Source organism: Pantoea sp. DY-5 (assembly GCF_019795955.1).
In the GTDB taxonomy this organism is placed as follows: Bacteria; Pseudomonadota; Gammaproteobacteria; order Enterobacterales; family Enterobacteriaceae; genus Pantoea; species Pantoea leporis.
Map to the genome: position 1 here is coordinate 1,676,556 of NZ_JAIMIE010000001.1, position 25,187 is coordinate 1,701,742.

The 25,187-nt window shown below is 56.9% G+C and carries 24 protein-coding genes; 8 read left to right on the forward strand and 16 right to left on the reverse strand.

The window, feature by feature from the left end; all coding sequences use genetic code 11:
* The first annotated feature begins 292 nt into the window (after positions 1-292).
* The 3 genes from K5Y30_RS08000 to K5Y30_RS08010 are packed head-to-tail and all read left to right on the forward strand — an operon-like array spanning position 293 to position 3,885.
* Positions 293-1,798: a sugar ABC transporter ATP-binding protein gene (locus K5Y30_RS08000; protein ID WP_222210848.1), complete on the forward strand. Its 1,506-nt coding sequence runs from the start codon at positions 293-295 to the stop codon at positions 1,796-1,798.
* The gene (locus K5Y30_RS08005; RefSeq protein ID WP_101762520.1) at positions 1,795-2,793 is read left to right on the forward strand and encodes an ABC transporter permease; all 999 of its coding nucleotides are present in this window, start codon (positions 1,795-1,797) and stop codon (positions 2,791-2,793) included. The genes K5Y30_RS08000 and K5Y30_RS08005 overlap by 4 nt, the downstream gene beginning before the upstream one ends.
* A 27-nt stretch (positions 2,794-2,820) precedes the next feature.
* Positions 2,821-3,885, forward strand: a complete 1,065-nt coding sequence (locus K5Y30_RS08010; protein ID WP_222210849.1) for a sugar ABC transporter substrate-binding protein — start codon at positions 2,821-2,823, stop codon at positions 3,883-3,885.
* Between the two features lie 162 nt (positions 3,886-4,047).
* On the opposite strand, the gene dinB is transcribed toward K5Y30_RS08010, so the two are convergent.
* Positions 4,048-5,100 carry a DNA polymerase IV gene (dinB, locus tag K5Y30_RS08015; RefSeq protein ID WP_370634181.1) on the reverse strand — a complete coding sequence of 351 codons (1,053 nt, stop codon included), beginning with the start codon at positions 5,098-5,100 and terminating at the stop codon, positions 4,048-4,050.
* A gap of 91 nt (positions 5,101-5,191) precedes the next feature.
* Positions 5,192-5,989: an FkbM family methyltransferase gene (locus K5Y30_RS08020; protein WP_222181494.1), complete on the reverse strand. Its 798-nt coding sequence runs from the start codon at positions 5,987-5,989 to the stop codon at positions 5,192-5,194.
* Between the two features lie 313 nt (positions 5,990-6,302).
* On the opposite strand from K5Y30_RS08020, the gene dpaA reads away from it, so the two are divergent.
* On the forward strand, positions 6,303-7,046 hold the full coding sequence (dpaA, locus tag K5Y30_RS08025; protein ID WP_222210850.1) for a peptidoglycan meso-diaminopimelic acid protein amidase: 744 nt from the start codon (positions 6,303-6,305) through the stop codon (positions 7,044-7,046).
* Here dpaA and K5Y30_RS08030 read toward each other — a convergent pair.
* Together K5Y30_RS08030 and lpcA are read right to left on the reverse strand one after the other, a co-directional pair.
* A complete protein-coding gene (locus K5Y30_RS08030; protein WP_008108933.1) occupies positions 7,017-7,784 on the reverse strand; it encodes a class II glutamine amidotransferase in 768 nt (255 codons plus the stop codon). The genes dpaA and K5Y30_RS08030 overlap by 30 nt on opposite strands.
* A 48-nt stretch (positions 7,785-7,832) precedes the next feature.
* Positions 7,833-8,414, reverse strand: coding sequence for a D-sedoheptulose 7-phosphate isomerase (lpcA, locus tag K5Y30_RS08035; RefSeq protein WP_064740353.1), 582 nt, complete (start codon positions 8,412-8,414; stop codon positions 7,833-7,835).
* 243 nt (positions 8,415-8,657) lie between these two features.
* Between lpcA and fadE the strand changes: the two genes are divergently transcribed.
* A complete protein-coding gene (gene fadE, locus K5Y30_RS08040) occupies positions 8,658-11,102 on the forward strand; it encodes an acyl-CoA dehydrogenase FadE (protein WP_222210851.1) in 2,445 nt (814 codons plus the stop codon).
* 49 nt (positions 11,103-11,151) lie between these two features.
* Here fadE and mtnK read toward each other — a convergent pair whose 3' ends face one another.
* The gene (gene mtnK / locus K5Y30_RS08045; protein ID WP_222181491.1) at positions 11,152-12,351 is read right to left on the reverse strand and encodes an S-methyl-5-thioribose kinase; all 1,200 of its coding nucleotides are present in this window, start codon (positions 12,349-12,351) and stop codon (positions 11,152-11,154) included.
* 105 nt (positions 12,352-12,456) lie between these two features.
* Between mtnK and mtnA the strand changes: the two genes are divergently transcribed.
* Positions 12,457-13,476 carry an S-methyl-5-thioribose-1-phosphate isomerase gene (mtnA, locus tag K5Y30_RS08050; protein ID WP_222210852.1) on the forward strand — a complete coding sequence of 340 codons (1,020 nt, stop codon included), beginning with the start codon at positions 12,457-12,459 and terminating at the stop codon, positions 13,474-13,476.
* A gap of 54 nt (positions 13,477-13,530) precedes the next feature.
* Here the strand turns inward: mtnA and K5Y30_RS08055 are convergent, their stop codons facing one another.
* From K5Y30_RS08055 to K5Y30_RS08065, 3 genes are read right to left on the reverse strand one after another with little or no spacing between them, the layout of a single operon-like run.
* The gene (locus tag K5Y30_RS08055) at positions 13,531-14,073 is read right to left on the reverse strand and encodes an acireductone dioxygenase (RefSeq protein WP_222210853.1); all 543 of its coding nucleotides are present in this window, start codon (positions 14,071-14,073) and stop codon (positions 13,531-13,533) included.
* Between the two features lies 1 nt (position 14,074).
* Complete coding sequence (gene mtnC / locus K5Y30_RS08060; RefSeq protein WP_222210854.1) at positions 14,075-14,758, reverse strand: acireductone synthase; 684 nt, start codon at positions 14,756-14,758, stop codon at positions 14,075-14,077.
* On the reverse strand, positions 14,755-15,369 hold the full coding sequence (locus K5Y30_RS08065; RefSeq protein ID WP_222210855.1) for a methylthioribulose 1-phosphate dehydratase: 615 nt from the start codon (positions 15,367-15,369) through the stop codon (positions 14,755-14,757). Before K5Y30_RS08065 ends, mtnC begins: the two co-directional genes overlap by 4 nt.
* Positions 15,370-15,500: 131 nt before the next feature.
* Here K5Y30_RS08065 and K5Y30_RS08070 point away from each other — a divergent pair, with 131 nt between their 5' ends.
* Positions 15,501-16,661, forward strand: coding sequence for a pyridoxal phosphate-dependent aminotransferase (locus tag K5Y30_RS08070; protein ID WP_222210856.1), 1,161 nt, complete (start codon positions 15,501-15,503; stop codon positions 16,659-16,661).
* Complete coding sequence (locus K5Y30_RS08075) at positions 16,649-17,419, forward strand: amidohydrolase (RefSeq protein WP_222210857.1); 771 nt, start codon at positions 16,649-16,651, stop codon at positions 17,417-17,419. Before K5Y30_RS08070 ends, K5Y30_RS08075 begins: the two co-directional genes overlap by 13 nt.
* Before the next feature lie 45 nt (positions 17,420-17,464).
* Here K5Y30_RS08075 and katG read toward each other — a convergent pair whose 3' ends face one another.
* The 8 genes from katG to K5Y30_RS08115 all read right to left on the reverse strand — a co-directional run bounded on the left by katG (position 17,465) and on the right by K5Y30_RS08115 (position 25,187).
* The gene (gene katG, locus K5Y30_RS08080) at positions 17,465-19,663 is read right to left on the reverse strand and encodes a catalase/peroxidase HPI (protein WP_222210858.1); all 2,199 of its coding nucleotides are present in this window, start codon (positions 19,661-19,663) and stop codon (positions 17,465-17,467) included.
* A 142-nt stretch (positions 19,664-19,805) separates the two neighbouring features.
* On the reverse strand, positions 19,806-20,141 hold the full coding sequence (gene uraH / locus K5Y30_RS08085) for a hydroxyisourate hydrolase (RefSeq protein ID WP_101762537.1): 336 nt from the start codon (positions 20,139-20,141) through the stop codon (positions 19,806-19,808).
* Positions 20,138-20,632, reverse strand: a complete 495-nt coding sequence (gene uraD / locus K5Y30_RS08090) for a 2-oxo-4-hydroxy-4-carboxy-5-ureidoimidazoline decarboxylase (RefSeq protein ID WP_222210859.1) — start codon at positions 20,630-20,632, stop codon at positions 20,138-20,140. The genes uraH and uraD overlap by 4 nt, the downstream gene beginning before the upstream one ends.
* Before the next feature lie 2 nt (positions 20,633-20,634).
* Positions 20,635-21,900, reverse strand: coding sequence for an allantoate amidohydrolase (gene hpxK, locus K5Y30_RS08095; protein WP_222210860.1), 1,266 nt, complete (start codon positions 21,898-21,900; stop codon positions 20,635-20,637).
* On the reverse strand, positions 21,897-23,132 hold the full coding sequence (locus tag K5Y30_RS08100; RefSeq protein ID WP_222210861.1) for an alanine--glyoxylate aminotransferase family protein: 1,236 nt from the start codon (positions 23,130-23,132) through the stop codon (positions 21,897-21,899). Before K5Y30_RS08100 ends, hpxK begins: the two co-directional genes overlap by 4 nt.
* A gap of 21 nt (positions 23,133-23,153) precedes the next feature.
* Complete coding sequence (locus tag K5Y30_RS08105; RefSeq protein WP_101762541.1) at positions 23,154-23,885, reverse strand: amino acid ABC transporter ATP-binding protein; 732 nt, start codon at positions 23,883-23,885, stop codon at positions 23,154-23,156.
* Positions 23,866-24,522: an amino acid ABC transporter permease gene (locus K5Y30_RS08110; RefSeq protein ID WP_222210947.1), complete on the reverse strand. Its 657-nt coding sequence runs from the start codon at positions 24,520-24,522 to the stop codon at positions 23,866-23,868. The genes K5Y30_RS08105 and K5Y30_RS08110 overlap by 20 nt, the downstream gene beginning before the upstream one ends.
* Positions 24,522-25,187, reverse strand: coding sequence for an amino acid ABC transporter permease (locus tag K5Y30_RS08115; protein ID WP_222210862.1), 666 nt, complete (start codon positions 25,185-25,187; stop codon positions 24,522-24,524). Before K5Y30_RS08115 ends, K5Y30_RS08110 begins: the two co-directional genes overlap by 1 nt.

Consider the following 25,187-nt stretch of genomic DNA (forward strand, 5'->3'; position numbering starts at 1 on the left):
CTTCACAGACCACAGCCTTCCATTTTCCAGGTGCGCATGAATGCGCACCCTACAAAATTCGTAGGGTCGTCATTTATGGCGACCTGGTTTCACAGCACAATCCCCTGATAATCCCGCTTACCGCCTCCTGATTACCCCAACTCTTGCCTGCCATGCAGATTTAGCCGCCATCACGTCCAGATGTCTGGATGGCTAATAAGATTTCGTGCTAGCTTATGCCCTTTCGTTCGTTGCCGAGTGTGATGGTTCAGGAAAAAATGCCCCCAACTCAACTAATTAAAGGCCCGGCTCTATGAGTGCGATTAACCGCCTGGAGATGCGTAATATCTCCATTGCCTTTGGCGGTTTCGCCGCGCTGGCGCAGGTGGATTTTCTGACTAAAGGCGGCTCGGTACATGCGTTGACGGGCGCTAACGGCGCCGGAAAATCCACGCTGATGGCGGTGCTGGCCGGTGCACACGATCATTACAGCGGTGAGATTCTGCTGGATGATGTGCCGGTCACTATTCGCTCACCGCGCGATGCCAAAAAGCTCGGCATTCATCTGGTGCAGCAGGAAGTGGATGTAGCGCTGGTACCACAGCTCAGCGTGGCCGAAAACATTCTGCTCGATCGTTTAGCCGAACCGGGTCACGTCTACAGCTGGCGCGAGATTCGCCGCCAGGCGCGTACGTTACTGGCGCAGCTGGAAGTGAACATCGACGTCAACCGTTTGGTGGAGCGCTGCTCGCTGGCAGAGAAGCAGCAAATCCTGCTGGCGCGCGCCCTGTCCCATCACTGCCGCTTTCTGATCCTGGATGAACCCACCGCCCCGCTCGATCAGCATGAGAGCGAGCGCCTGTTTACCGTGGTGCGCCGCTTGCAGTCCAGCGGCATTGGCGTGGTGTTTATCTCGCACCGCATTCACGAACTGAAAGCGATTTGCGACCGCTTAACGGTGCTGCGCGATGGTCGTCTGATCGAAAGCAGCCCGATGGCGGCGCTGAGTGGCGAGCAGATCGTGGAGAAAATGCTGGGACATCGGCTCGATGATGTTTTTCCGCCGCGTCGCGCCCGTACCACTCAGCCGCTGCTGCTGTCGGTGGAAGGCTTACACGACGATCGCTTACTGCAGGATATTTCGCTGCGTCTGCATAAAGGGGAAATCCTGGGCATTGCCGGTCTGGCGGGCGCCGGTAAAACCGAGCTGTGCAAAGCGCTGTTTGGTGCCAGCAAAAGCCGCGTGACGCAAGGCGAACTGCACGGCAAACCGTGGCGACCGCGTTCACCGCATGATTCAGTAGAAAACCGCATGGCGTTGGTGCCGGAAGAGCGCCGCAAAGAGGGCATTTTCATCGATGAACCGGTGAGCATGAACCTGAGCATCAGCGCCGATAACAGCTTCTCGCGCTGGAGCCTGTTTGGCCATCGCCAGGCGTGGCGCTGGGCTGAAGCGGTGATTCAGCGCCTGAATGTGCGTACCACCGGACCGGGGCAAATTCTGCGTCGTTTGTCGGGCGGCAATCAGCAGAAAGTGGCGATTGGTAAGTGGCTGCGCAACAACGCCGATGTGCTGATTTTTGATGAGCCGACGAAAGGCGTTGATATAAAAGCCAAAACCGATCTGTTCACGCTGATCGATGGCTTAGCGCGCGAGGGCAAAGGCATCATTTATGCCTCGGGCGAGTTTTCTGAATTGGTCGGTCTGTGCGACCGCATTTGTGTGCTCTGGGATGGGCGCATTGTGGCAGAGATGGAGGGCAACACCGCCACCGAAGAGGCACTTTTGCTTTATTCCACCGGAGGAACACCTGCGTGAGCAGCAAAGAACTATCCCTAAACTCGCAGCCTTCTCTGCGCCATCAGCTGTTTGATTTCCTCTATAAGTGGGGCATGTTGCTGACCGTGGTGATTTTGATTGCCGCATTTGGTCTCGCTTCGGACAGCTTCCTCGAACCGACCAACATCATCAACATCCTGCGCTCGATTGCCATCGTCACGGTGATTGCGATTGGCGTGTCGATTTCGCTGACCATTGGCGGCTTTGACCTGTCGGTGGGATCCACCGCATCGCTGGCCAATGCGCTGGTGATTTCGCTGTTCGTCTGGCACGGCTTTGGCACCACCGAAGCCATCATTATTACGCTGCTGCTGTGTACGCTGGTTGGCTTGTTCAACAGCTTCCTGATTGTGGTGCTGCGTATTCCCGACATGCTCGCCACTCTGGCCACGCTGTTTGTGATTCAGGGCGTGGCGATGACCTACAGCTTTGGCGGTTCCATCACCGAGAATATGGTGCTGCCGAGCGGCGACATGGCCGAAGGCACCATTCCTGCGGCCTTTGGCCTGCTCGGCCAGGTGCCGACCATCGTGATTATCATGCTGGTGGTCACCATTGTGGCGCAGCTGGCGCTGTCGCTGACCAAGCATGGCCGTCGTATGTATGCGCTGGGCGGCAATCCTGAAGCGGCACGTCTCTCCGGTATTCGTACCACGCGCTATCGCGTGCTGGCGTATGTGCTGGCCTCGCTGCTGGCTGGCTTGGGCGGCATTTTGCTGGCATCACGCATCGGCTCTTCGCAGGTGAATGCCGGCGGCGGTTATCTGATGGATGCCGTTGCCGCAGCGTGGATCGGCTTCTCGCTGGCCGGTTCGGGCAAACCGAATGCGCTGGGTACCTTGGTGGGCGCCATCATTCTTGGTGTGTTGCAGAACGGGCTGGTGATGTTATCGGTGCCCTATTACGCGATGGACATTATTAAAGGTCTGGTACTGGCGCTGGCGCTGGCGATGACTTACATCCAGCGCCGTTAAGGCGCGTTTAATCAGAAAGAGATCATAATGAAAAAAATTACCCTTTCGCTGCTGGCGGTTAGCCTGCTCAACGCCAGCGCCGCCTTCGCCGATGCCGCAGTGCCTGCGGTTATCGCTAACCATGAAGGTCCGGTACGCATCGCCATCATCCGCAACCTGGGTTCGGACGATAACACTACGCAGTTTGTCGCCGGGGCGATTCAGCAAGGTCGCCAGCTGGGCTTTAAGGTCAGCACTTTCCTCAGCAATGGCGACGATGCGCGCTTCCAGGATTTTGTGAACCAGGCGATTAGCCAGAAATATGACGGCATTATCCTGTCACACGGTAAAGATCCCTACTCGACTGCGCTGGTGCAGCGTATTGCCGCAGCGGGCATCAAGCTGTCGGTGTTTGATACGCCGGTTAATACGCCGGTAGAGGGCGTCACCGTGACGGCGCAGAACGATGCTTCGCTGGCACAGGAATCGCTCGGCAGTTTAATCAAAGACTTCAACGGCAAGGCGAATATCGTCAAGCTGTGGGTGGCCGGTTTCCCGGCGATGGATCGTCGTCAGGTAGTGTATGAGAAGCTGCTGAAAGAGAATCCGGGTATTCATCAGCTGGAGTCGATTGGCGCGGTTTCTTCCGACGTACAGGGCGATACCGCCAACAAGATTGGCGCGATTCTGGCGAAATACCCGAAAGGCAAGATCGATGCGATCTGGGGTTCGTGGGATGCCTTCAGCCAGGGCGCGTATAAAGCCCTGCAGGAGAATGGTCGTACCGAGATCAAACTGTATAGCATTGACGTATCCAATCAGGATTTGCAGTTGATGCACGAGAAAAACAGCCCGTGGGTACAAACCGTGGCGGTGGATCCGAAAACCATTGGTGCGGTGAATATGCGTCTGGTGGCGAACAAGATTGCTGGCGGAACTACATCGGCGACTTACGAGTTTAAAGCGTCATCGATTTCTCAGCAGCAGCTGAACAGCCAGCAAGGCGCGGTCAACGTGGCGTCGCTGAATAAGATCATTCCAGGCTGGGGCGAGAACAGCGATTTCGTCGCGCCATGGTTTGCGACGCTGGAAGCGAAGTACGGGAAGAAGTAGTTTTCCCTCACCCTAAACCTCTCCCACAAGTGGGAGAGGGAACCGATCGGCGTTGTCTTCTCGCTTTCATGCTGGCGGGAGAGGGAACCGATAGGCGCGGTTTGTTTTACTCCTTCTCCCGCTGGCGGGAGAAGGCCGGGAGGAGGGGCAGCGCGCACAATCTCACAACCCCAACACCAACTGCCGCTCCAGCTGTGGATCCACCATCGTGACATGCAATCCCACCAGCCGCACGCCGCGCCCTGCTCTGCGTTCATCCCACGCCTGACGCGCCACCGCGATCATGTCGTCTTTATTTAGCACCGGCCAAACGTGCTCCTGCGTGGTTTGCTGGAAATCATTGAACTTGAGTTTCACACCTTGTCTGGCGATCTGCTTATCCGGCTTGATGGCGGTTAAGCGGCGATCCAACTCCGCATAGAGAAAATCAATAATCTCCAGACACTGCTCCCAGCTATGAATGTCCTCCATCAGCGTACGTTCAACGCCGAGCGATTTGCGCTCGCGCTCAACCACCACATTGCGCTCATCCACGCCATTGCTGCGTTCCCACAAGATGCGGCCAAACTTGCCAAAGCGTTTAAGCAGCAGCGCCAGGTCGGCGCGCTGCACATCGGCGCAGGTGCGCAAGCCCATCTCTTCCAGCTTTTTGGTCGCCACTTTACCCACGCCAGGAATTTTACTGAGCGGCAGCGTTAGTAAAAAATCGGACATCGTGTCAGGCGTAATCACATATTGCCCGTTGGGTTTGTTAAGATCGGAGGCGATCTTGGCGAGGAACTTGATCGGCGCGATCCCGGCGGAAGCGGTTAGCCCGGTTTCACGCAGGATATCGGCGCGAATCGCCTGCGCCATTAATGTCGCCGAGCCATGACAATGCAGGCTGTCGGTCACATCCAGATAGGCTTCATCCAGCGACAGCGGTTCAATCAGCGAGGTGTAACGCGAGAAGATGTCGCGGATCTGGCGGGAGGCTTCTTTATAGGCATCAAAGCGGCCTGGCAGCAGCCGCAGATGCGGGCAGAGTTTCAGCGCCATGCCGGTCGGCATCGCGCTGCGCACACCATACTTACGTGCCGGATAGTTCGCGGTGCTAATCACGCCACGCCGTTCACGGCTGCCGCCAATCGCAATGGGGATATCGCGCAATGACGGGTCATCGCGCATTTCCACCGCTGCGTAAAAGCAGTCCATATCGACATGAATGATTTTCACGTTTGCCACTAATCCAGAATCAATTGAGACACCATTATAATACTGGATATTTGTACAGATGCAAAAGTGTTGGCAATGCTAAAGTGCAGCTTTAGAACAGGCGACGAATCACCATACCCTTGTCATCTTTTTTGATCTCAAGACGTTTATTCTGCGGATGCTGAGCGATGCCGAGTTCGCCAAACATATCGATTTCGTAGCCTAAAGCACGCTTCAGCAAATTGAGCAGGCGGTTACGTTTAGGGATTAATGCAGGCAGATAATCGCCCCACACTTCAAATAAAATGGCGGGATAACCCGAGCTTTCCAGCCAGTGCCGCGCGCCTTTAAGCACTTCTAATTCGAGCCCTTCGACATCGATTTTAACCAAGTGCGCCGCCGGTAATTTCAGGCTATCTAAGGTAGCGATGCGCACAGATTCACTGATGGTGAAGTCGGTGCTGAGCATCTTCTGCTGCGCTCGAATATCAGCATCCAGTGACAGCGCCCCGACATTCACTTCGGTTTGCATATCCAATACCGGAACGTCAATTTCACCGTTTACATCACCAATCGCCATCTGCATAGCATGGCAGTGAAACAGCTGATTGCTGAACAGATTGGCGCACAGTTGGTAGAACACCTGGCGTTGCGGCTCGAAGGCATACAAGGTGCCACCCTTGGCGCGAATGTGATCGCCCATCGGCACCGACCAGGCGCCTAAATTGGCGCCCACATCGACCAACACCGGATGCTCGATACCTTCAATAAGCAACTGAGCAATTTGCAGCGTGGTTGGCTCCCACGCTTTGCCGCTGCGTAAGTGTGAATTGATCATGTCGGGACCAGACGACAACATATAGTGCAGGTTATCCACCTGATAAAGGGACGGGCGCGCTGGGGTTTCCATTAATGTTTACCTGTTGAAAATGACCGGCGCAGTATAGGTAAGTGATTTTTCTCAACCCCCAAGACATGTCTTATTCATCGTCAGGATTAAACCGTTTTCAAGCGCAGCGCAAAAAACCTAATTTTTTATCTATCTAATTAAAGTTTACAAATTAGTGGTCGTATTCCTTTTAGGAACGCGCCATTTTCTCGGACACTGGCTTGATTAAAAGCCAGACAATGTTAATGTTGCGCTGCGATAGCGGATATTTCCGATAATGCAATACCCGGACGCATAGCGTCATCGTCTCTCTTCACATCAAGGTATCTACAGAATGGGCAGAATCGCATTAACGCTTGCGATGATTCTTATGCCGCTCCTTAGCTGGGCAATTAACCCCGAGCCTACGCAACCGCTGGCTCCGGTGAGCAAAGAGTTAAAGAAACAACTAATTGGCACCCCCGTTTTTATTCAAATTTTCAAGGAAGAGCGTACGCTGGAACTGTACGGCAAAATCGGGAATGAATATCGTCTGCTGGACAGCTATCGCATCTGTAATTTCTCTGGCGGTTTAGGACCTAAACGTCGTCAGGGCGATTTCAAAAGTCCGGAAGGCTTTTATAACGTTAAGCTGAACCAGTTGAAACCGGATAGCCGTTTTTATCGCGCTATTAATACCGGTTTTCCCAATCAGTACGATCGCGCTAAAGGCTATAACGGTAACTATTTAATGATTCACGGAGATTGCGTGTCAGTGGGCTGCTACGCAATGACGGATGCATCGATGGATGAGATCTTCGCCTACACCAACGCCGCGCTGCGTAATGGTCAGCAGGAGATTCAGGTCAATATCTATCCGTTCCGCATGACAGACAGCAATATGCAGCGTCATAAATACTCGACCTACATTAACTTCTGGCGTGAACTGCAGCCGGGCTATGCGTACTTCGCTAAGTACCGTGTGCCGCCTACCGTGAACGTGACGGCCACCGGCCAATATGCGGTGAACAGCACGCCGGTGATCGCTACACCGGATGCTGCCTCGAAATCATTCCTGGCGCTCACCCAGGCAAAATAATGCCCACTCGCCTGGCACTATCCGGTGCCAGGTTTCATTGCCCGTCAGCGGTTGCGTAGCAATCACCGTCACCACATCTTGCGGCGTCGTCTGCTGCTGAAAATCAATTTCCACATCCTGATCGAGCAACGTCGCTTTGCCAAACGGCGCCCGGCGCGTAATCCAGTAGAGATTAGTCGAACAGAACGCCATCAGATAGCGCCCATCCGATAACAGCATGTTGAACACGCCCTTCTCACGCATTTCTGCTGCCAGCTCGGCAATGTAGCGGAACACCGCTGGCCAGTTGCCCGGCGTGCGCGGATAGCGCTCGGTCAGTTTGTGCAGCATCCAGCAAAATGCTTTCTCGCTGTCGGTTTCACCAATCGGACGAAATGGCCCGGTATCCAGCTGACGATAACCTTTGAGCTGACCATTGTGTGCGTAGGTCCAGTTGCGGCCCCACAGCTCACGCGTGAATGGATGGGTATTTTCCAGCGACACTTCACCGCGATTCGCCTGGCGGATATGCGCCACCACCGAATGCGATTTTATCGGGTATTCCTGCACCAAACGGGCTATCGGCGAGTTAAAGCTCGGCTGCGGATCTTTGAAGGTGCGGCACCCTTTGCCTTCGTAGAACGTGATGCCCCAACCATCTTTGTGCGGCCCGGTTCCACCGCCACGCTGCACCAGACCGGTAAAACTGAAACAGATGTCCGTGGGGACATTGGCGCTCATCCCGAGCAATTCGCACATAACAACCGCCTCAAGTTAGATCCCCTCGCGCGCGGCGAGAGGAACGCATCATGACTTAACCATCTCTTTTTCAATCAACAGCATCAGGATATGAATCACTTTGATGTGGATCTCCTGAATGCGGTCGGCATAGCCAAAGTGCGGCACACGAATTTCGATATCCGCTGAACCTGCCATCTTGCCGCCATCTTTGCCGGTCAGAGTAATTACTTTCATGCCTTTCGCGCGCGCAGCTTCCACGGCTTTGATGATGTTGGCAGAGTTACCGGACGTAGAAAGACCCAGCAGCACATCGCCTTCACGGCCTACCGCTTCGATATAGCGCGAGAACACATAGTCATAACCAAAATCATTACTGACGCACGAGAGATGGCTGACATCAGAAATGGCAATCGCCGGGTAGCCAGGACGGTTTTCACGGTAGCGTCCAGTCAGCTCTTCAGCAAAATGCATCGCATCGCAGTGCGAGCCGCCGTTACCGCAGGAGAGTACCTTGCCGCCCGCTTTAAAGCTATCGGCCAGCAGAACTGCGGCGCGCTGAATGGCGTGAATGTTGGCTTCGTCACTCAGGAACGTGTTGAGCGTATCGGCTGCTTCATTGAGTTCTGAGCGAATAATGTCCTGATACATAGAGATGTCCTTTAGAGGAAAGATTGACCCGGCAAGTTTAACGGAATGGCGCTAAGCCGCAAAGCGCCTGCCATAAGGAAAAGCGCGGCGTCTCGAGGAAGTTTGGTAGTTGTTGCGCATCGTGCAACGAATTTGTGAGATGTGTTGTAATTGCGATGTAAACAGATTGATAAATTTTGCCCCATATTCTAAACCTACACCCATAACAGGTCAGACCTCTTACTACTTATGGAGTGGTTCATTATGTTGGTTGCCTCAATCGTTGCGACGCTAATCCTGCTTAGCGTGTTGTTCTACCACCAAATTTCGCTTCAGCTGAGCAGCGTAATTCTGCTGCTGTGGACCGGCGCGCTGGCGGCCGCTGACATATGGACGCCATGGATGCTGCTGCCGCTGGCGATTATTCTGCTGCCATTTAACCTGCCGGTGATGCGTCGCAGCCTGTTCTCGAAACCGGCGCTGCACAGCTTCCAGAAAGTGATGCCGCCGATGTCGCGTACTGAAAAAGAGGCGATCGACGCCGGCACCACATGGTGGGAAGGCGATCTGTTCCGCGGCAAACCGGACTGGCAGAAGCTGCACAACTATCCGCAGCCGCGCCTGACCGAAGAGGAGCAGGCCTTTATCGATGGTCCGGTCGAAGAAGCGTGCCGCATGGCGAACGACTTCGAAATCACCCATGAAATGGCCGATCTGCCGCCGGAGTTGTGGGCGTATCTGAAACAGCATCGCTTCTTCGCCATGATCATTAAGAAAGAGTATGGCGGCCTGGAATTCTCCGCCTATGCGCAGGCGCGCGTGCTGCAGAAACTGGCGGGCGTCTCCGGCATTCTGGCGATCACCGTTGGCGTACCGAACTCACTCGGCCCCGGCGAACTGCTGCAACATTACGGTACTGATGAGCAGAAAGATCATTACCTGCCGCGTCTGGCGCGCGGTGATGAGATCCCGTGCTTTGCCCTGACCAGCCCGGAAGCGGGTTCGGATGCCGGCGCGATTCCCGATACCGGCGTGGTGTGCATGGGCGAGTGGCAAGGTCAGCAAGTGCTGGGCATGCGTCTTACCTGGAACAAGCGCTATATCACGCTGGCACCGATTGCCACCGTGTTAGGCCTGGCGTTCAAACTCTCCGATCCGGATCATCTGCTGGGCGAGACTACAGAGCTTGGCATCACTTGCGCACTGATCCCAACGCACACGCCTGGCGTAGAGATCGGCCAACGTCACTTCCCGCTCAACGTGCCGTTCCAGAACGGTCCGACGCGCGGTAAAGACATTTTCGTACCCATCGACTACATCATCGGCGGCCCATCCATGGCCGGCCAGGGCTGGCGCATGCTGGTGGAGTGTTTGTCCGTTGGTCGCGGCATCACGCTGCCTTCGAACTCAACCGGCAGCCTGAAAAGTATTGCGCTGGCGACCGGCGCGTATGCGCACATCCGCCGTCAGTTCAAAGTCTCTATCGGCAAGATGGAAGGTATCGAAGAGCCGCTGGCGCGCATTGCTGGTAACGCCTACGTGATGGACGCCGCCGCAACGCTAATCACCAGCGGCATTATGCTCGGTGAAAAGCCGGCGGTTCTATCGGCGATTGTGAAGTATCACTGCACCCATCGCGGTCAGCGCGCGATTATCGACGCGATGGATATCGCTGGCGGTAAAGGCATTATGCTGGGCGAAAACAACTTCCTGGCGCGGGCTTATCAGGGCGCACCGATCGCCATCACCGTGGAAGGCGCTAACATCCTGACGCGCAGCATGATCATCTTCGGCCAGGGCGCGATCCGCTGCCATCCATGGGTGCTGGAAGAGATGAACGCCGCAGCGAAAAACGATTTGGTGACCTTTGACCGCGCGCTGTTCAGCCATATTGGCCACGTAGGCAGTAATAAAGTACGCAGCCTGTGGCTGGGCTTAACCGGCGGCCGCACTAGCGCCACACCAACCCGCGACGCCACGCGCCGCTACTATCAGCACCTTAACCGTTTGAGCGCCAACCTCGCGCTGCTGTCAGATGTATCGATGGCGGTGCTGGGCGGCAGCCTGAAACGTCGTGAACGTATCTCGGCGCGTCTCGGCGATGTGCTGAGCCAGATGTATCTGGCCTCCGCCACCCTGAAGCGCTATGACGATGAAGGCCGCAACGAAGCCGATTTGCCGCTGGTACACTGGGGCGTGCAGGATGCGCTGCATCAGGCCGAAGTGGCGATGGATGATTTGCTGCGTAACTTCCCGAACCGCATGGTAGCCGGTGCGCTGCGACTGGTGATTTTCGCCGGTGGTCATCACTGCCCGGCGCCGTCCGATAAACTGGATCATAAGCTGGCGAAACTGCTGCAGCTGCCTTCTGCGACGCGTACCCGTTTGGGCCGCGGCCAATATCTGGCACCGAGCGCGCACAATCCGGCCGGTCAACTGGAGCAGGCGCTGCAGGATGTGATGGCCGCCGAAGTGATTCACGATCGTCTATGCCAGCAGCAGAAAAAACACCTGTCGTTCACCCGACTTGATGCGCTGGCGCAACGTGGTCTGAAAGAGGGCTGGATTGATGAGAGCGAAGCGCAGGTGCTGATTCGTGCTGAAGCCAGCCGCCTGAAAGCGATTAACGTCGATGATTTCGCGCCGGAAGCGCTGGCGGTGCCAAAGCCGCAGACGAAATCCAACCCGCGAGCCAGTGAAGCCGCATAAAACATAAAAGCCTCCGCATGGAGGCTTTTTTATTTCATTCACACCCGCATCAACCCGCCTGACGAATCCGCGCAATCAGCGCATCCACATCAGCAATATGATCGGCAGCCAGAATCAGCGTGCGTCCCAGCGTGATGCAGCTGCGAATGCACTCGGTGCGCATGGTCTCATCTTCAATCTGTTTGAAATCCGCAACGTGAGACATTCCCACCGTGCGGCGGATCAACTCGGTACCGCAATAACCCAAGGTATCGCGCCACACTTTGCGCAGGAAGGATTCGGCGTAACCGGGATAGGCCAGCGCCACATCGCGGGTTTTCTCTTTCGCCAATTCCAGGAAGCGGCTGGCGAACTGATTACAAACCTCCTGCACGTCGCTCAGACGACGTTCACGCCCTTCAGCCGCCTCACGCGGTGCCAGCAAGCCCGGCAGGCAGCAGTAGTTGATCAGCAAGTTGCCAATCGCGCTGCCGACATCAAAACCTATCGGCCCAAAGTAACCGAACTCCGCATCAATCACTTTCAGGCTGCCATCGGCGACAAAGATGGAACCGCTATGCACATCGCCATGCAGCAATGCTTCCGCATCGGCGAAAAAGCGGTGCTTGAGACCGGCCACGGCGATTTTTAGCGCATCGTCGCTGCGCAGGCTGACCACCAGCGCTTCCAGCGCCGCAGGATATTTGTTGCGCTCATGGTCAATAAACGGATCGTTGAAGAATAAGTCTTCGGTGATTTCGCACATTTCCGGATTAATGAAACGCGCCACTTCGGCTTTTTTCTTATGCGGATGCAGGAAGAAATCGGAGGTATGGAACAGCGTCTGCGCCAGATACTCGCCAACCTGACGACCGGCCTGAGGATAATACGCGCCCTTCACCAGTTCGCTGCGCCAGATACGATGGCTGGAGAGATCTTCCATCACCATCACCGCCAATTCGGCGTCGTAATGGGTGATATTAACGGTGTGCTGCGGGCAATGTTTGTAGTGCTCAATCAACGTCTGCGCTTCGAGACGCGCGCGATCCAGCGTGAGCGGCCAGGATTCACCGACACAACGCACATAGGGCAGCGCCTGTTTTACCACCACGCGGCTGCGGCCTTGATTATCGAAAATTTTAAACACCAGGTTGAGATTGCCATCCCCGATCTCCTCGGCGCTCACCAGCGCTGACGGATCGTCCACGCCGCCAAATTGTTTCGCATATTCCACAGCATCGGCAGCATTGAACGTACGGTATTGCGACATTGCCTGTTCCTCGATTATCGATAGTAATAAGCCGTTCAGACGTCTATACATCCGTTACGCATGTTGGCACAATAGCCAGCATTAACGCAACAGGGATTTCACACCATGCAAACACTTCGTACCACCAGCCTTGAGGTCCGCGATAATCAACTGTGGATCCTTGACCAGCAGGCGCTGCCACAACAACAAAACTGGCTACCCGCGCACAGCGTCGCGCAGTTGGTCGAACACATTCATGCCTTGCGCGTGCGCGGTGCGCCGCTGATTGGCCTCTCAGCCAGTTTGCTGCTGGCGCTGCTGGCTGAGCAAGGCGCAGCGCGCACGGAATTAGCGACGGCGCTTGAGGTGCTGCGCGCGGCGCGCCCAACGGCGGTGAACCTGATGAATAACCTTGATCGCATGAAAAATGCGTTGGCCGAGAGTGATTTCGTCACGGCGCTGAGCCGCGAAGCGCTGCGTCTGGTGGCCGAAGATAAGCATTTGTGTGACAACATCGCCCGCGCCGGCAGCACGCTGGTAAAACCGGGCAGCCAGCTGCTGACGCACTGCAATACCGGCGGGCTGGCGACTGCGGGCGTCGGCACGGCGCTCGGCGTTATCGCTTATGCCCACCAGCAAGGTTTGGTGAAAAATGTCTGGGTGGATGAGACGCGGCCGCTGCTACAAGGTGGCCGTTTAACCGCGTGGGAGCTGGGTGAGCTAAACATTCCTTATCAGCTGATTACCGACTCGATGGCCGCCAGTCTAATGGCGCGCGGCGTGGTCGATGCTATTTGGGTCGGCGCGGATCGTATCGCAGCGAATGGTGATGTCGCGAACAAGATTGGCACCTATAGCCTGGCCGTGCTGGCGCACTATCACGGTATTCCGTTCTACGTCGCCGCACCGCACACCACGCTGGATCGTCAATGTCCGCACGGCGACGCCATCCCCATCGAGCAGCGCGCCGCCAGCGAAGTGACCGGCGTTGCAGGCAGTTTTGGGAGCGTGCAGTGGGCGCCAGAGAGTGCGGCGGTCTATAACCCGGCTTTTGATGTCACGCCCGCGGCGTTGATTAGCGGTTGGGTGCTGGATACCGGCGTGGTGACGCCTGCGCAGGTTCAGGAAGGGATTTTTCAGCCGTAGGGTAATGGGTAATGTGCGGTGATAAAAAGGTCGTCATGAATGACGACCCTACAATCATGCTAAACGCGGATACGCATCAGCGATCTTGTCGCCGGTGAAATTCGCTACCCAACCTTCCTGATTATCGAAAATGCGGATCGCGGTAAAGTGCGGCTCAGAACCCATATCAAACCAGTGCGCCGTGCCAGCGGGCACCGAGATCAGATCATTCTTCTCACACAAAATCTGATACACCTCGCCCTCCAGATGCAGACAGAACAGCCCTGAACCTTCAACAAAGAAGCGTACTTCATCTTCGCTATGCGTATGTTCGTTAAGGAACTTGGTGCGCAGCACCTCTTTCTGCGGATTATCCGCACGCATGCTCAGCACATCCCAGCTCTGATAGCCCTTCTCGGCCACCAGACGATCAATCGCATGTTGATAGGCGTTGATCACCGTCTCTGCATCAGGATCCGCACCCAAATCGCGATCGGCTTCCCAGCGTTCAAAGCGCACGTTTTTCGCGTTAAGACGCTCGCGAATCGCCTCGGCATTGGTGCTGTGCCACACCGGTTGCTGGGCTTCGGTATCGGTAAAAATGGTCAATGCACTCATGTTAAATCGACTCCGGTTTAATCTGGGAAAAATCGTTGACCTGGTGATGACGACTGGCGTTATCCGCCGCGCCACGAATTAACTGCACGGTATGCCAGCCCGCATCCGCTGCCGCATCCAGCTCCTGATGAATATCCGACAGGAACAGCAAGGACGCAGGCGCAAGGCCGATTTTTTCGGCGATATTGCGATACGATTGCGCTTCACGTTTCGCGCCGACGCCGGTATCAAAATAGCCGCTGAACAGCGAGGTTAAATCACCTTCATCGCTGTAGCCAAATAACAGTTTTTGCGCGGCGACCGATCCCGAGGAATAAACATACAGACCAATCCCCTGCTGCTGCCAGCGCGCAAAAGCCGGCAGCACGTCGGGATAAAGGTGGCCGGTGAACTGACCTTCAACGTAGCCGGCGCGCCAAATCATGCCCTGCAGGGCTTTGAGGCCCGGCGACTTGCGATCCTCATCGATATAATTCGTGAGTGTGGTAATCAGCTCCTCCAGCGTGGCCTGAGGCGCAGCGGACTCTGCACGCACCGCGTTGAGTGCGGCGGCGACGTTTTCATCCATGTGATTTTCCCGCACGTACGCCGCTAAATGCTGACGCGCATAAGGGAACAACACCTGATGCACAAACTGGATATCGCTGGTGGTGCCTTCAATATCGGTAACAATGGCGCGGATCATTTGGCCTCCAGCAGGCGACGTTGCAGTTCACATTCAAACAGAAATTCCAGACCTTCGAGATGGCGACGCGCTTCGTTGACGTCCTTGCCCCAGCAGGTCAAACCGTGGCCGCGCAGCAGAAAACCATATTGCAGCGGCGTATCGGCGGCAAAAGCTTCAATACGCTGCGCCAGCGCCGTAATGTCCTGATCGTTATCGAATAATGGGATGGCGACGGTGTTCAGATGCGTCTGCTGCCCGGCCAGCGTTTTCTGCATCTCATAACCACTGAGCACCAGCGCGTCGCCCTTCTCCACCCGCGACAGCACCGTCGAGTTGACCGTGTGCGTATGCAGCACCGCGCCCGCCTGCGGAAACAGACGATAAATCAAGGTATGCAGGCCGGTTTCCGCTGAGGGCGTGCGGCCCGATGGCACCGCGTTGCTAGCGATCTCAACCTGGATAAAATCATCACGCGTCAGGCTGCCTTTATCTTTGCCGGACGCACTCAGCAGACAATACTCCGCGTCCTGCCGCACCGACATATTACCGCCGGTTGCGGGTGCCCAGCCTTTGCCACCAATCCAGTGGCAGGCGGCCACTAAATGTTCCAGTGGAAGAAAATCCGTCATAGCGATATACAGGCTCCGCAGGTTAGTTTAGACGTCTAAGCGTCTCGATTGCCAAATGTTAACATCCTGTTTATAGTGGCAGCAACACAGGGTTTCTCCGCAACGACATTCGCGCTTAAGGCCACAAAACAATGACGCAGCACAACCTGATCCCCGAGAGCAAATTACCGGCGCTCGGCACCACCATCTTTACGCAAATGAGCGCGTTAGCGCAGCAGCACAACGCCATCAACCTGTCGCAAGGCTTCCCCGATTTTGACGGTCCGCGCTATTTGCAGGAGCGCCTGGCGCATCACGTCAGCCAGGGCGCCAACCAATATGCACCGATGATCGGCGTACTGCCACTACGTGAGGCGATTGTTGAGAAAACTGCTGCGCTTTACGGCCACACGCCTGACGTCAACAGCGATATCACCGTGACGACGGGCGCGACAGAAGCATTGTACGCAGCGATCACCGCGCTGGTGCGTCAGGGTGATGAAGTGATCTGCTTTGACCCAAGCTACGACAGCTACGCGCCTGCGGTGCAACTGGCGGGCGGCGTGTTAAAACGCATCGCCCTGCAGCCGCCGGGTTTCCGCGTTGACTGGCGCGAATTCCGCGGCCTGCTGAGCAGCAAAACCCGCTTAGTGATCCTGAACACGCCGCATAATCCGTCCGCCACCATGTGGCGCAAAAGCGATTATGCCGAGCTGTGGCAGGCGATTGCTGAGCAGGAAATCTTTGTGCTGAGCGACGAAGTTTATGAGCACATCTGTTTCACCGAAGAGGGCCACGCCAGCGTGTTAGCGCATGCTGAACTGCGTCAGCGATCCATCGCGGTTTCATCTTTTGGTAAAACCTTCCACATGACCGGCTGGAAAGTGGGTTACTGCATTGCCCCGGCTGCGATCAGCGCTGAAATCCGCAAGGTGCATCAATATCTGACATTCTCGGTGAATACGCCGGCACAGCTGGCGATTGCCGACATGCTGCGTCAGGCGCCTGAGCACTATCGCGAACTGCCGGAGTTCTACCGCGCGCGCCGCGATCGCTTTATCCAGGCGCTCTCCGCCAGCCGTTTCAAGCTGCTGCCGTGTGAAGGCACTTACTTCCTGCTGGTCGATTACAGCGCCATTTCCGATCTGGATGACGTGAGCTTCTGCCAGCTGCTGACCAAGGAAGTCGGCGTGGCGGCGATTCCGCTGTCGGTGTTCTGCGCCGAACCTTTCCCGCACAAGCTGATTCGCCTGTGCTTTGCCAAACAGGAAGCGACGCTCGACGCCGCTGCGGAGCGCTTATGTCAGCTTTGAAAATTACCGTTCTGCAGGAAACCCTGAGCTGGATGGATGGCGCGGCTAACCTGCGTCATTTCGATGGCGTGCTGAAAGGCATTGCAGGCCGCGACATCATTCTGCTGCCGGAGATGTTCACCACCGGTTTTGCTATGGAAGCTGCCGAAAGTTCGCTGCCGCAGGATGACGTCGTGGCGTGGCTGCACGCGCACGCGCAAACCAGCAATGCGTTAGTCGGCGGCAGCGCGGCAATCCAGACGGAAAAAGGCGCGGTGAACCGCTTCTTGCTGGTCGAGCCAGACGGCACGCTGCATCAGTACGACAAACGTCATCTGTTCCGCATGGCCAATGAACATCAGCACTATGTGGCGGGTGAAACACGTGAAGTATTTGAGTGGCGCGGCTGGCGGATTCTGCCGCAAATTTGCTACGACCTGCGCTTCCCGGTTTTTTCGCGTAACCACAACGATTACGATCTGGCGCTGTATGTCGCCAACTGGCCGGCACCGCGTGCGCTGCACTGGCAATCGCTGCTGTTAGCCCGTGCAATTGAAAACCAGGCTTATATCGCCGGTTGTAACCGCGTCGGCAGCGATGGCAATCAGCATCAATACAGTGGCGACAGTCGAATCATTTCACCGCTGGGTGAGATTCTGGCGAGTGGAGAGCCCTTTGCGCGCGCACGCCTTGATGCGGAGCTATCGCTGGAGGAGCTGCAAGCCTATCGGGAAAGGTTTCCGGCATGGCGCGATGCCGATGCGTATACGCTGAAATAACAAAAAACCCCGGCAAGCCGGGGTTTTTACTTTCTTTGCTGTAGATTACAGCTCGAAGCGATCCAGATTCATCACTTTTGTCCAGGCGGCAACGAAGTCGGTCACGAACTTCTGCTTCGCATCGCTGCTGGCGTAAACCTCGGCCAGCGCGCGCAAGATAGCGTTCGATCCAAACACTAAGTCGGCACGTGTCGCAGTGAACTTCACTTCGCCGCTCAGACGATCGCGACCTTCAAACAGCTCTTCGCTCTCATCGGTGGCTTTCCACGCGGTACGCATGTCGAGCAGATTAACAAAGAAATCATTGCTCAATACGCCAACCCGATCGGTGAATACGCCGTGCTGGCCGCCGTCGAAGTTGGTGCCCAATACGCGCAGGCCACCGAGCAACACCGTCAATTCTGGCGCGCTCAGCGTCAGCTGTTGGGCTTTATCCAGCAGCAGCGTTTCGGTTGAAGAACCTTTGGCGCTGCGGCGATAGTTACGGAAACCATCGGCCAGCGGCTGCAGGAAGTTGAACGACTCAACGTCGGTTTGATCCTGACGCGCATCCACACGGCCCGGCGTAAACGGCACTTGCGTTGCCACGCCAGCGGCTGAAGCGGCCAGTTCGATACCCACGCTACCTGCCAGCACAATCACATCGGCCAACGATGCTTTGCCTGATTCCTGCTGAATCTTCTGCAGGGTTGGCAGCACATCATTGATTACGCTGGCATTCACCGCCCAATCTTTCTGCGGCGCTAACGCCAGACGCGCACCGTTGGCTCCGCCACGTTTGTCACCGCCACGGAAGGTGGAGGCTGAAGCCCAGGCCACTGAAACCAGCTGGCTGACGCTCAGACCTGAAGCCGCAATGCGCGCTTTAATCTCGCTGATATCAGCCGGCGTTGGCTGATGAATCGCCTGCGGTAACGGATCCTGCCACAGCAGATCTTCCTTCGGCACTTCCGGGCCGATGTAACGTGCTTTTGGTCCCATATCGCGGTGCGTCAGTTTGAACCAGGCGCGGGCAAAGGCTTCGTTGAACGCCTGCGGATCGTTGAGGAAGCGGCGCGAAATCTTGCCGAACTCTTCATCGAAACGCAGCGTCAGATCGGTTACCAGCATGGTCGGTTTACGTTTTTTCTCCGGATCAAACGGATCCGGGATAATCGCTTCGGCATCAACCGCTTCGAACTGGATGGCGCCCGCTGGGCTGCGTGTCTGCACCCATTCGTATTTGAACAGGTTCTCGAAGAAGTAGTTGCTCCACTGCGTTGGGGTTTGAGTCCACACCACTTCCAGACCAGAAGTGATGGCATCTTTACCCACGCCGCTGGCGTAGCTGCTGGTCCAGCCAAGACCCTGCGCTTCAATTGGTGACTCTTCAGGATCCACGCCCACATGGCTGGCTTCTGCCGCGCCGTGGGTTTTACCTAAAGTATGACCGCCAGCAATCAGCGCCACGATCTCTTCGTCGTTCATGCCCATGTTGCCGAAGGTGGCACGAATCGCCGGCGCGGCTGATTTTGGATCGCCACTGGCTTCCGGGCCTTCCGGATTGACGTAGATCAGGCCCATTTCGGTAGCGCCCAGCGGTGCATTGGCCAGCGCTTCTGGATGGCGATGCGCCAGCCATTCGGTTTCGTGGCCCCAATCCACATCCATATCCGGTTCCCACACGTCTTCACGACCGGCACCAAAGCCGAAGGTGCGGAAGCCAGCGTTTTCCAGCGAGACGTTACCCGCCAGGATATAGAGATCGGCCCAGGAAATTTTTTGACCATATTTCTGTTTTACCGGCCACAACAGGCGACGCGCTTTATCGAGGCTGACGTTATCCGGCCATGAGTTCAGCGGCGCAAAACGCTGCTGACCGCGACCTGAACCGCCACGACCATCAATGGTGCGATAAGTACCCGCGCTGTGCCACGCCATGCGAATGAACAGCCCAATATAGCTGCCCCAGTCGGCTGGCCACCAGGATTGCGAATCGGTGAGAAGTGCGCGGATATCGGCTTTTAACGCGGAGTAATCCAGTTTGCTGAATTCGTCGCGGTAGTTGAAGGTGTCACTAAGCGGGTTGGAACGGTTGGAGTGCTGGTTTAACAGATCGACGCGTAACATATTGGGCCACCAGTCGCGGTTGGATGTACCGCCACCGGCGCCGCGCGCCAGAACACTCTTCTCTTCAGACGCCCCGTGATGAAAGGGGCACTTGCCTGCGGCTGCTGCATTATCGTTATTGTCGTGCGTGCTCATGTTTATCGGCTCCATTGGCTTCATATTGCTTTCTAATATGCGACTAAGATTAGCCGCACTTTCGCCAGGAATATATTTGGATGAACCGAAGGTTTTGATAGTTACTGGCTTTCAAGCGCAGCGCGTGAAGTGGCGCACATTATCAGCTGCCGCGATAAGTCGACCACGACCACGGCGAGATGAGAAACGGCAGATGATAATGGCTGCCTGTGGCGCCAATCACGAAATCAATCTGCGCACTCACGTAGAGCGCATCGCGCCCTTCGGCAGCAAAGTAGTCGCCAATTTCCGCCGTCAAACGGTAATGACCTGGCGCCAGCGGTTCGGGCGTCAGGTCTTTAATGCGTCCGTCGCTGTCGGTGTTGCCTTCCACCAGCGGCAGCCAGCCTTCCGGGCTATTTTGCTCGAGCGAAACCGCCACGCCAATCGCCGGTTTGCCCAGCGCGGTATCGAGAATATGCGTCGTAATGGTGCTCATGTGATGCTCTCCTTTAGCCGCAACAGGGTAATTTCACGCAGCTGCGCCAGCGCTTCACGCTGTTCACTCGCTGCATCATTGTTAAGCCGACGCTGCAATTCCGCCAGCATCTCTTCGCCGGTGCGCCCTTTGGCGCGAATCAGAAATACCCGACCAAAGCGCTGCTCATAGGTTTGATTGCCCGCCAGCATCGCCAGCTGCAGCGCGCCGTCCGCCTGCTGCATCGCCGACTGCTCACTGCGCGACAGCGAGGCCTCTTTGTCCGCGCCCGCCACGTTGTCGCCAATGCGTGGATGGGCACTCAGCGCCAGCTCAAGATCAGCGGCTTGCCACCGCTGCGCCAAACGATCGGCTTCGGCCAGTAAAGCCGCAACGTCGGCAAAAGGTCGCGCCGCCACCAGCGCCTGTTGCCAGGCGGGAATCGCCACGCAGTGCGCAATCGCCGCTTGCGCGGCTTGGGGGTAAAGCTGATTGAAGCTTACCAAATCCATCTTTATTCCTTAGCGCGTGCAATATCGCAAACCGCTTGCAGATACGCCTGCACGCCTAGCGCCACATCAGCGGTTTGTACCGATTCCGCCGGATGATGGCTGATGCCGCGATGGTTGCGCACAAACAACATGCCAACCGGCCAGCGCTCGGCGATAGCAATCGCATCGTGTCCCGCGCCGCTCGGCAGCGACAGGCTGCGCCCTTGCACGGTTTCTACCGCGTGGCTCAGCGCCTGCTGCAACCGCGCATCACAAGCGGTGGCGGCAATGTGGTAATACTCGTTGGCGCTGAAGGTTAAGCCGCGACGCAGCGCAATCGCCTGCGCCTGCGTCAGCAGCGTGGAGAGTAAACGCTCCAGCGGCTCATCCTGCGGACCGCGCACATCGAGCGACAGCTGCACTTCACCGGGGATCACGTTGACCGCGCCCGGCAAGCAGCTCAGCGTGCCGACAGTCGCCACCAGCTGCGGATCGTGCTCTTGCGTGGTGTGCTCAATAAACACCATCCATTCGGCTACAGCGGCCAGCGCATCTTTGCGATGCGTCATCGGCACGGTGCCCGCGTGACCCGCTTCACCGATAAAACTGCAGTTCAGACGACGCGCGCCGTTGATCGCCGTGACCACGCCAAGCGCCAAATCTTCCTGCTCAAGACACGGACCTTGCTCGATATGCAGTTCCAGATAGGCGGCGATCTCATTGACCTGACGCGCCGCGTCGTGAATCTTCGCCGCATCGAAACCGACATCCTGCATCGCTTCCGCCACGGTGATGCCGTTACCATCCGGGTGCGTCACCCAGCTTTCCGGCCAGCTGCCGGTTATGCCACGGCTGCCGAGCAGCGTAATGCCGAAGCGCGTGCCCTCTTCGTCGCCGAAGCCGACAATCTCAATCGCCAGCGGCAAACGCTGCTGCCGATCGTGCAGCCACTGCACGGTTTCAATGGCGCTTAACACGCCGAGCATGCCGTCGTAGCGACCGGCATTGCGCACCGTATCCAGGTGCGAACCGAGCAGCAGCGCCCGCGCGCCCGCCTGCGCCGCTTCGTAGCGACCGCAAATGTTGCCCACCGCGTCCTGCCACGTCGTCATGCCCGCGGCCTGCATCCATTCGCCGACGCGCGCGTTGGCACGCAGCTGTTCCGGCGACAGATAAACACGCGTCAGGCCACCTTCGCTTTCGCTGATCTCAGCCAGCGCATCACAGCGCGCCATGACGCGAGCGGCGGCGATCTGCGCCTCGCTGGCGGTCATCAGGCTTTTATTCATGCGCGGCTCCCGTAAAGATCCCACGCCGCCTGCATCCCCGCGCCTTGCGTGGTGCGGAAGCCAACATGATTCAGCACCGCTTCCAGCGCGCTCAGGGTTTGCATCACGCAATCTTTACGCGCGTTGTAGCCCATGGTGCCGATGCGCCACACTTTGCCATGCAGTGGACCAAACGAAGTGCCGATTTCGATACCGAAATCTTCCAGCACCAGCTTGCGTACCTGATCGCCATTCACGCCCTGCGGGATCACCACGCCGAGCACGTTATTCATTTTGTTTTTTAAATCGCCAAAGGTTTCGAGGCCCATGCCCTGAATGCCTTTCAGCAGCGCATCGCCGTGTAGCTTGTGGCGCGCGATGCCGTTATCTAATCCCTCTTCCATTATCAGACGCGCACATTCACGCGCGCCAAACAGCGCGGTGGTGGCTTCGGTATGGTGATTGAGACGTTCCGGGCCCCAGTAATCCATGATCATGCCGAGATCGAAATAGTTGGAGTAGATCATCTCGTCGTCGCCATCCTGATGATCGGCGGTGCGGATGCCCTCTTCCACGCACTTGCGCTTGCGGATCACCGCTTCCATCTGCGGGCTCAGCGTGATTGGCGACGTACCGGATGGACCGCCAAGGCACTTCTGCATCCCGGCGGAGACCGCATCCAGGCCCCACGCATCGGTTTCAAGCGCGTTACCGCCGAGCGACGCGGTGGCATCGGTGTAGAACAGCACGCCATATTTCTTGCAAATCGCGCCCAGCGCTTCCAGCGGCTGCAGCATGGTGGTGGACGTATCGCCCTGCACCGTCAGCAGCAGGCGCGGCTGCACTTTTTTGATCGCGTCTTCGATCTGATCCGGCGTAAACACTTCGCCCCACGGCACTTCAACGGTGTGCACTTCCGCGCGGCAACGGCGGGCAATTTCACACAGCAGATGACCGAAACGGCCAAACACCGGCACCAGCACTTTGTCGCCCGGACGGATCGCCGACAGCAGAATCGCTTCGATACCGGCGCGTGACGTGCCGTCGATCAGCATCGTCCAGCGGTTTTCAGTGCGGAATACGCCACGGTACAGCGCCATCACTTCGTTCATGTAGTGCGTCATCGCCGGATCGTACTGGCCGATCAGCTGGCTCGACATGGCGCGCAGCACGCGCGGATCGGCATTGATCGGGCCCGGTCCCATCAACAGACGCTGTGGCGGATTGATTTGCGAAAATTGGCTGATATCCATGTTGTATTCCTTAAAGAAAGCTTAGAGGCGCACGGTAGAGATAAACTGCTTCAGCTCCGCGGTTTGCGGATTGGCGAACAGCGTTTTGCTGTCGCCCTGCTCCCAGACGCGCCCCTGATGCATAAAGACCACGCGATCGCCCACGTCGCGGGCGAAGTTCATTTCATGGGTGACGAGAATCAACGTCATGCCTTCGGCGGCCAGCTGCTCCAGCACTTTCAGCACTTCGCCCACCAGCTCGGGATCGAGCGCGGAGGTGATCTCATCACAGAGTAAAACCTTGGGCTGCATCGCCAGCGCACGGGCAATCGCCACGCGCTGCTGCTGACCGCCCGACAAATTGGCCGGATAGTAATTGATGCGCTCACCGAGGCCGACTTTCTCCAGCATCTGCGTTGCCAGCGCACGGCATTCGGCTTCACTTTTCTTCAGCACACGGCGCGGCGCCAGCATCACGTTTTCCAGCGCCGTCATGTGCGGGAACAGATTGAAGTTCTGGAACACCATGCCGACCGAACGGCTAATTTCACGCGCCTGCGATTCGCGGTCGGTAATCGTCATACCGCCGAGTTTGATGCTGCCTTCCTGATAACCTTCCAGCCCGTTCATGCAGCGCAGCAGGGTACTTTTACCCGATCCGCTGCGGCCGATAATCGAGATCACTTCGCCGTGATCGACATCGAGATCGACACCTTTCAAGACGTGGTTGTCGCCGTAGTACTTCTGTACCTGATTAATGGTGATGAGCGGCATTGAATTTTTTCTCCAGGTACTGGCTGTAACGCGACAGCGGATAACACATCAGGAAGTAACCGAGCGCCACCATGCCAAACACCTTGAACGGCTCATACGTCACGTTATTCAAAATGGTGCCGGCTTTGGTCAGCTCGACGAAACCGATAATCGAGGCCAGCGCGGTGCCTTTAATCACCTGCACGGCAAACCCAACCGTAGGCGCGATGGCGATACGAATCGCCTGCGGCGCGACCACGCGAAACAGCGTTTGACCAAAGGTCAGGCCGAGACAGCGCGACGCTTCCCACTGCCCTTTTGGCAGGGCGCGAATACTGCCGTACCAGATATCCACCAGAAACGCGCTGGTGTAGAGCGTTAAAGCCAGCGAGGCGGCGGTCCAGGGCGCGACATCGATGCCGAACAAGCCGACGCCGAAGAAGGCGAGGAACAGCTGCATCAGCAGCGGCGTGCCCTGAAACAGCTCGGTGTAAGCGCGCACCAGGCGCATCGGCCATTTACGTTTCAGCAGGCGCATAAACAGCAGCGGCAAGGTCACCAGCGTGCCGCCAAAAAACGCCACCAGCGAAAGTAAAATTGTCCAGCGCGCTGCCAGCAGCAGGTTGCGCAGGATGTCCCAGTCGGTAAATTGCGTCATCATGCCGGCTGCGCTCCCAACCATTTACGTCCCAGCGCCAGCAGCAGTTGGCGCATGGCAATCGACAACGCCAGATAGATCAGCGTGGTCACGAAATAAACTTCAAAACTCAAAAAGGTGCGCGACTGAATCAGGTTGGCGGCGAAGGTCAACTCTTCGTACGACACCTGCGACACCACCGACGAGCCGAGCATCACGATGATGCATTGGCTGACCAGCGCCGGATAAATACGCTGCAGCGACGGCGGCAACACCACGCGAATAAAGGTTTGCGTGCGGGTCAATCCCAGCACGCGCCCCGCTTCCCACTGGCCGCGCGGCGTCACCTGAATGCCGGCGCGAATAATTTCGGTGCTGTACGCGCCAAGGTTAATCAACATCGCCAGCAGTGCGGCTTCACCCGCCGTCAGTTTCAGACCCAGATTGGGCAAACCAAAGACGATGAAAAACAGCTGCACCACAAACGGCGTATTACGGATCAGCTCGACGTACAGGCCCCAGATGCGGCTCGCCCAGCCCGGTTTGCCGCTGCGCAGCGCCGCGCCGAGAATACCGAGGCTGACACCGCCCACGGTGGCGAGCACGGTGATCTGAATCGTGACCCACAGTCCGGCCAGCAACTCTGGCCAGTGCGGCCAGAGATCGGCGAAGTTAAGTTGCGCCAT

What these genes read in the sequence shown, in the direction of transcription:
- K5Y30_RS08000 (WP_222210848.1), top strand. Translation starts at nt 293, where the DNA reads ATGAGTGCGATTAACCGCCTGGAGATGCGTAATATCTCCATTGCCTTT.
- K5Y30_RS08115 (WP_222210862.1), bottom strand. Translation starts at nt 25,187, where the DNA reads ATGGCGCAACTTAACTTCGCCGATCTCTGGCCGCACTGGCCAGAGTTG.
- K5Y30_RS08020 (WP_222181494.1), bottom strand. Translation starts at nt 5,989, where the DNA reads ATGGAAACCCCAGCGCGCCCGTCCCTTTATCAGGTGGATAACCTGCAC.
- K5Y30_RS08075 (WP_222210857.1), top strand. Translation starts at nt 16,649, where the DNA reads ATGTCAGCTTTGAAAATTACCGTTCTGCAGGAAACCCTGAGCTGGATG.
- K5Y30_RS08110 (WP_222210947.1), bottom strand. Translation starts at nt 24,522, where the DNA reads ATGACGCAATTTACCGACTGGGACATCCTGCGCAACCTGCTGCTGGCA.
- fadE (WP_222210851.1), top strand. Translation starts at nt 8,658, where the DNA reads ATGTTGGTTGCCTCAATCGTTGCGACGCTAATCCTGCTTAGCGTGTTG.
- K5Y30_RS08030 (WP_008108933.1), bottom strand. Translation starts at nt 7,784, where the DNA reads ATGTGCGAATTGCTCGGGATGAGCGCCAATGTCCCCACGGACATCTGT.
- K5Y30_RS08065 (WP_222210855.1), bottom strand. Translation starts at nt 15,369, where the DNA reads ATGACGGATTTTCTTCCACTGGAACATTTAGTGGCCGCCTGCCACTGG.
- K5Y30_RS08100 (WP_222210861.1), bottom strand. Translation starts at nt 23,132, where the DNA reads ATGGATATCAGCCAATTTTCGCAAATCAATCCGCCACAGCGTCTGTTG.
- K5Y30_RS08010 (WP_222210849.1), top strand. Translation starts at nt 2,821, where the DNA reads ATGAAAAAAATTACCCTTTCGCTGCTGGCGGTTAGCCTGCTCAACGCC.
- hpxK (WP_222210860.1), bottom strand. Translation starts at nt 21,900, where the DNA reads ATGAATAAAAGCCTGATGACCGCCAGCGAGGCGCAGATCGCCGCCGCT.
- mtnC (WP_222210854.1), bottom strand. Translation starts at nt 14,758, where the DNA reads ATGATCCGCGCCATTGTTACCGATATTGAAGGCACCACCAGCGATATC.
- K5Y30_RS08055 (WP_222210853.1), bottom strand. Translation starts at nt 14,073, where the DNA reads ATGAGTGCATTGACCATTTTTACCGATACCGAAGCCCAGCAACCGGTG.
- mtnK (WP_222181491.1), bottom strand. Translation starts at nt 12,351, where the DNA reads ATGTCGCAATACCGTACGTTCAATGCTGCCGATGCTGTGGAATATGCG.
- dpaA (WP_222210850.1), top strand. Translation starts at nt 6,303, where the DNA reads ATGGGCAGAATCGCATTAACGCTTGCGATGATTCTTATGCCGCTCCTT.
- katG (WP_222210858.1), bottom strand. Translation starts at nt 19,663, where the DNA reads ATGAGCACGCACGACAATAACGATAATGCAGCAGCCGCAGGCAAGTGC.
- uraH (WP_101762537.1), bottom strand. Translation starts at nt 20,141, where the DNA reads ATGAGCACCATTACGACGCATATTCTCGATACCGCGCTGGGCAAACCG.
- lpcA (WP_064740353.1), bottom strand. Translation starts at nt 8,414, where the DNA reads ATGTATCAGGACATTATTCGCTCAGAACTCAATGAAGCAGCCGATACG.
- mtnA (WP_222210852.1), top strand. Translation starts at nt 12,457, where the DNA reads ATGCAAACACTTCGTACCACCAGCCTTGAGGTCCGCGATAATCAACTG.
- K5Y30_RS08105 (WP_101762541.1), bottom strand. Translation starts at nt 23,885, where the DNA reads ATGCCGCTCATCACCATTAATCAGGTACAGAAGTACTACGGCGACAAC.
- uraD (WP_222210859.1), bottom strand. Translation starts at nt 20,632, where the DNA reads ATGGATTTGGTAAGCTTCAATCAGCTTTACCCCCAAGCCGCGCAAGCG.
- K5Y30_RS08070 (WP_222210856.1), top strand. Translation starts at nt 15,501, where the DNA reads ATGACGCAGCACAACCTGATCCCCGAGAGCAAATTACCGGCGCTCGGC.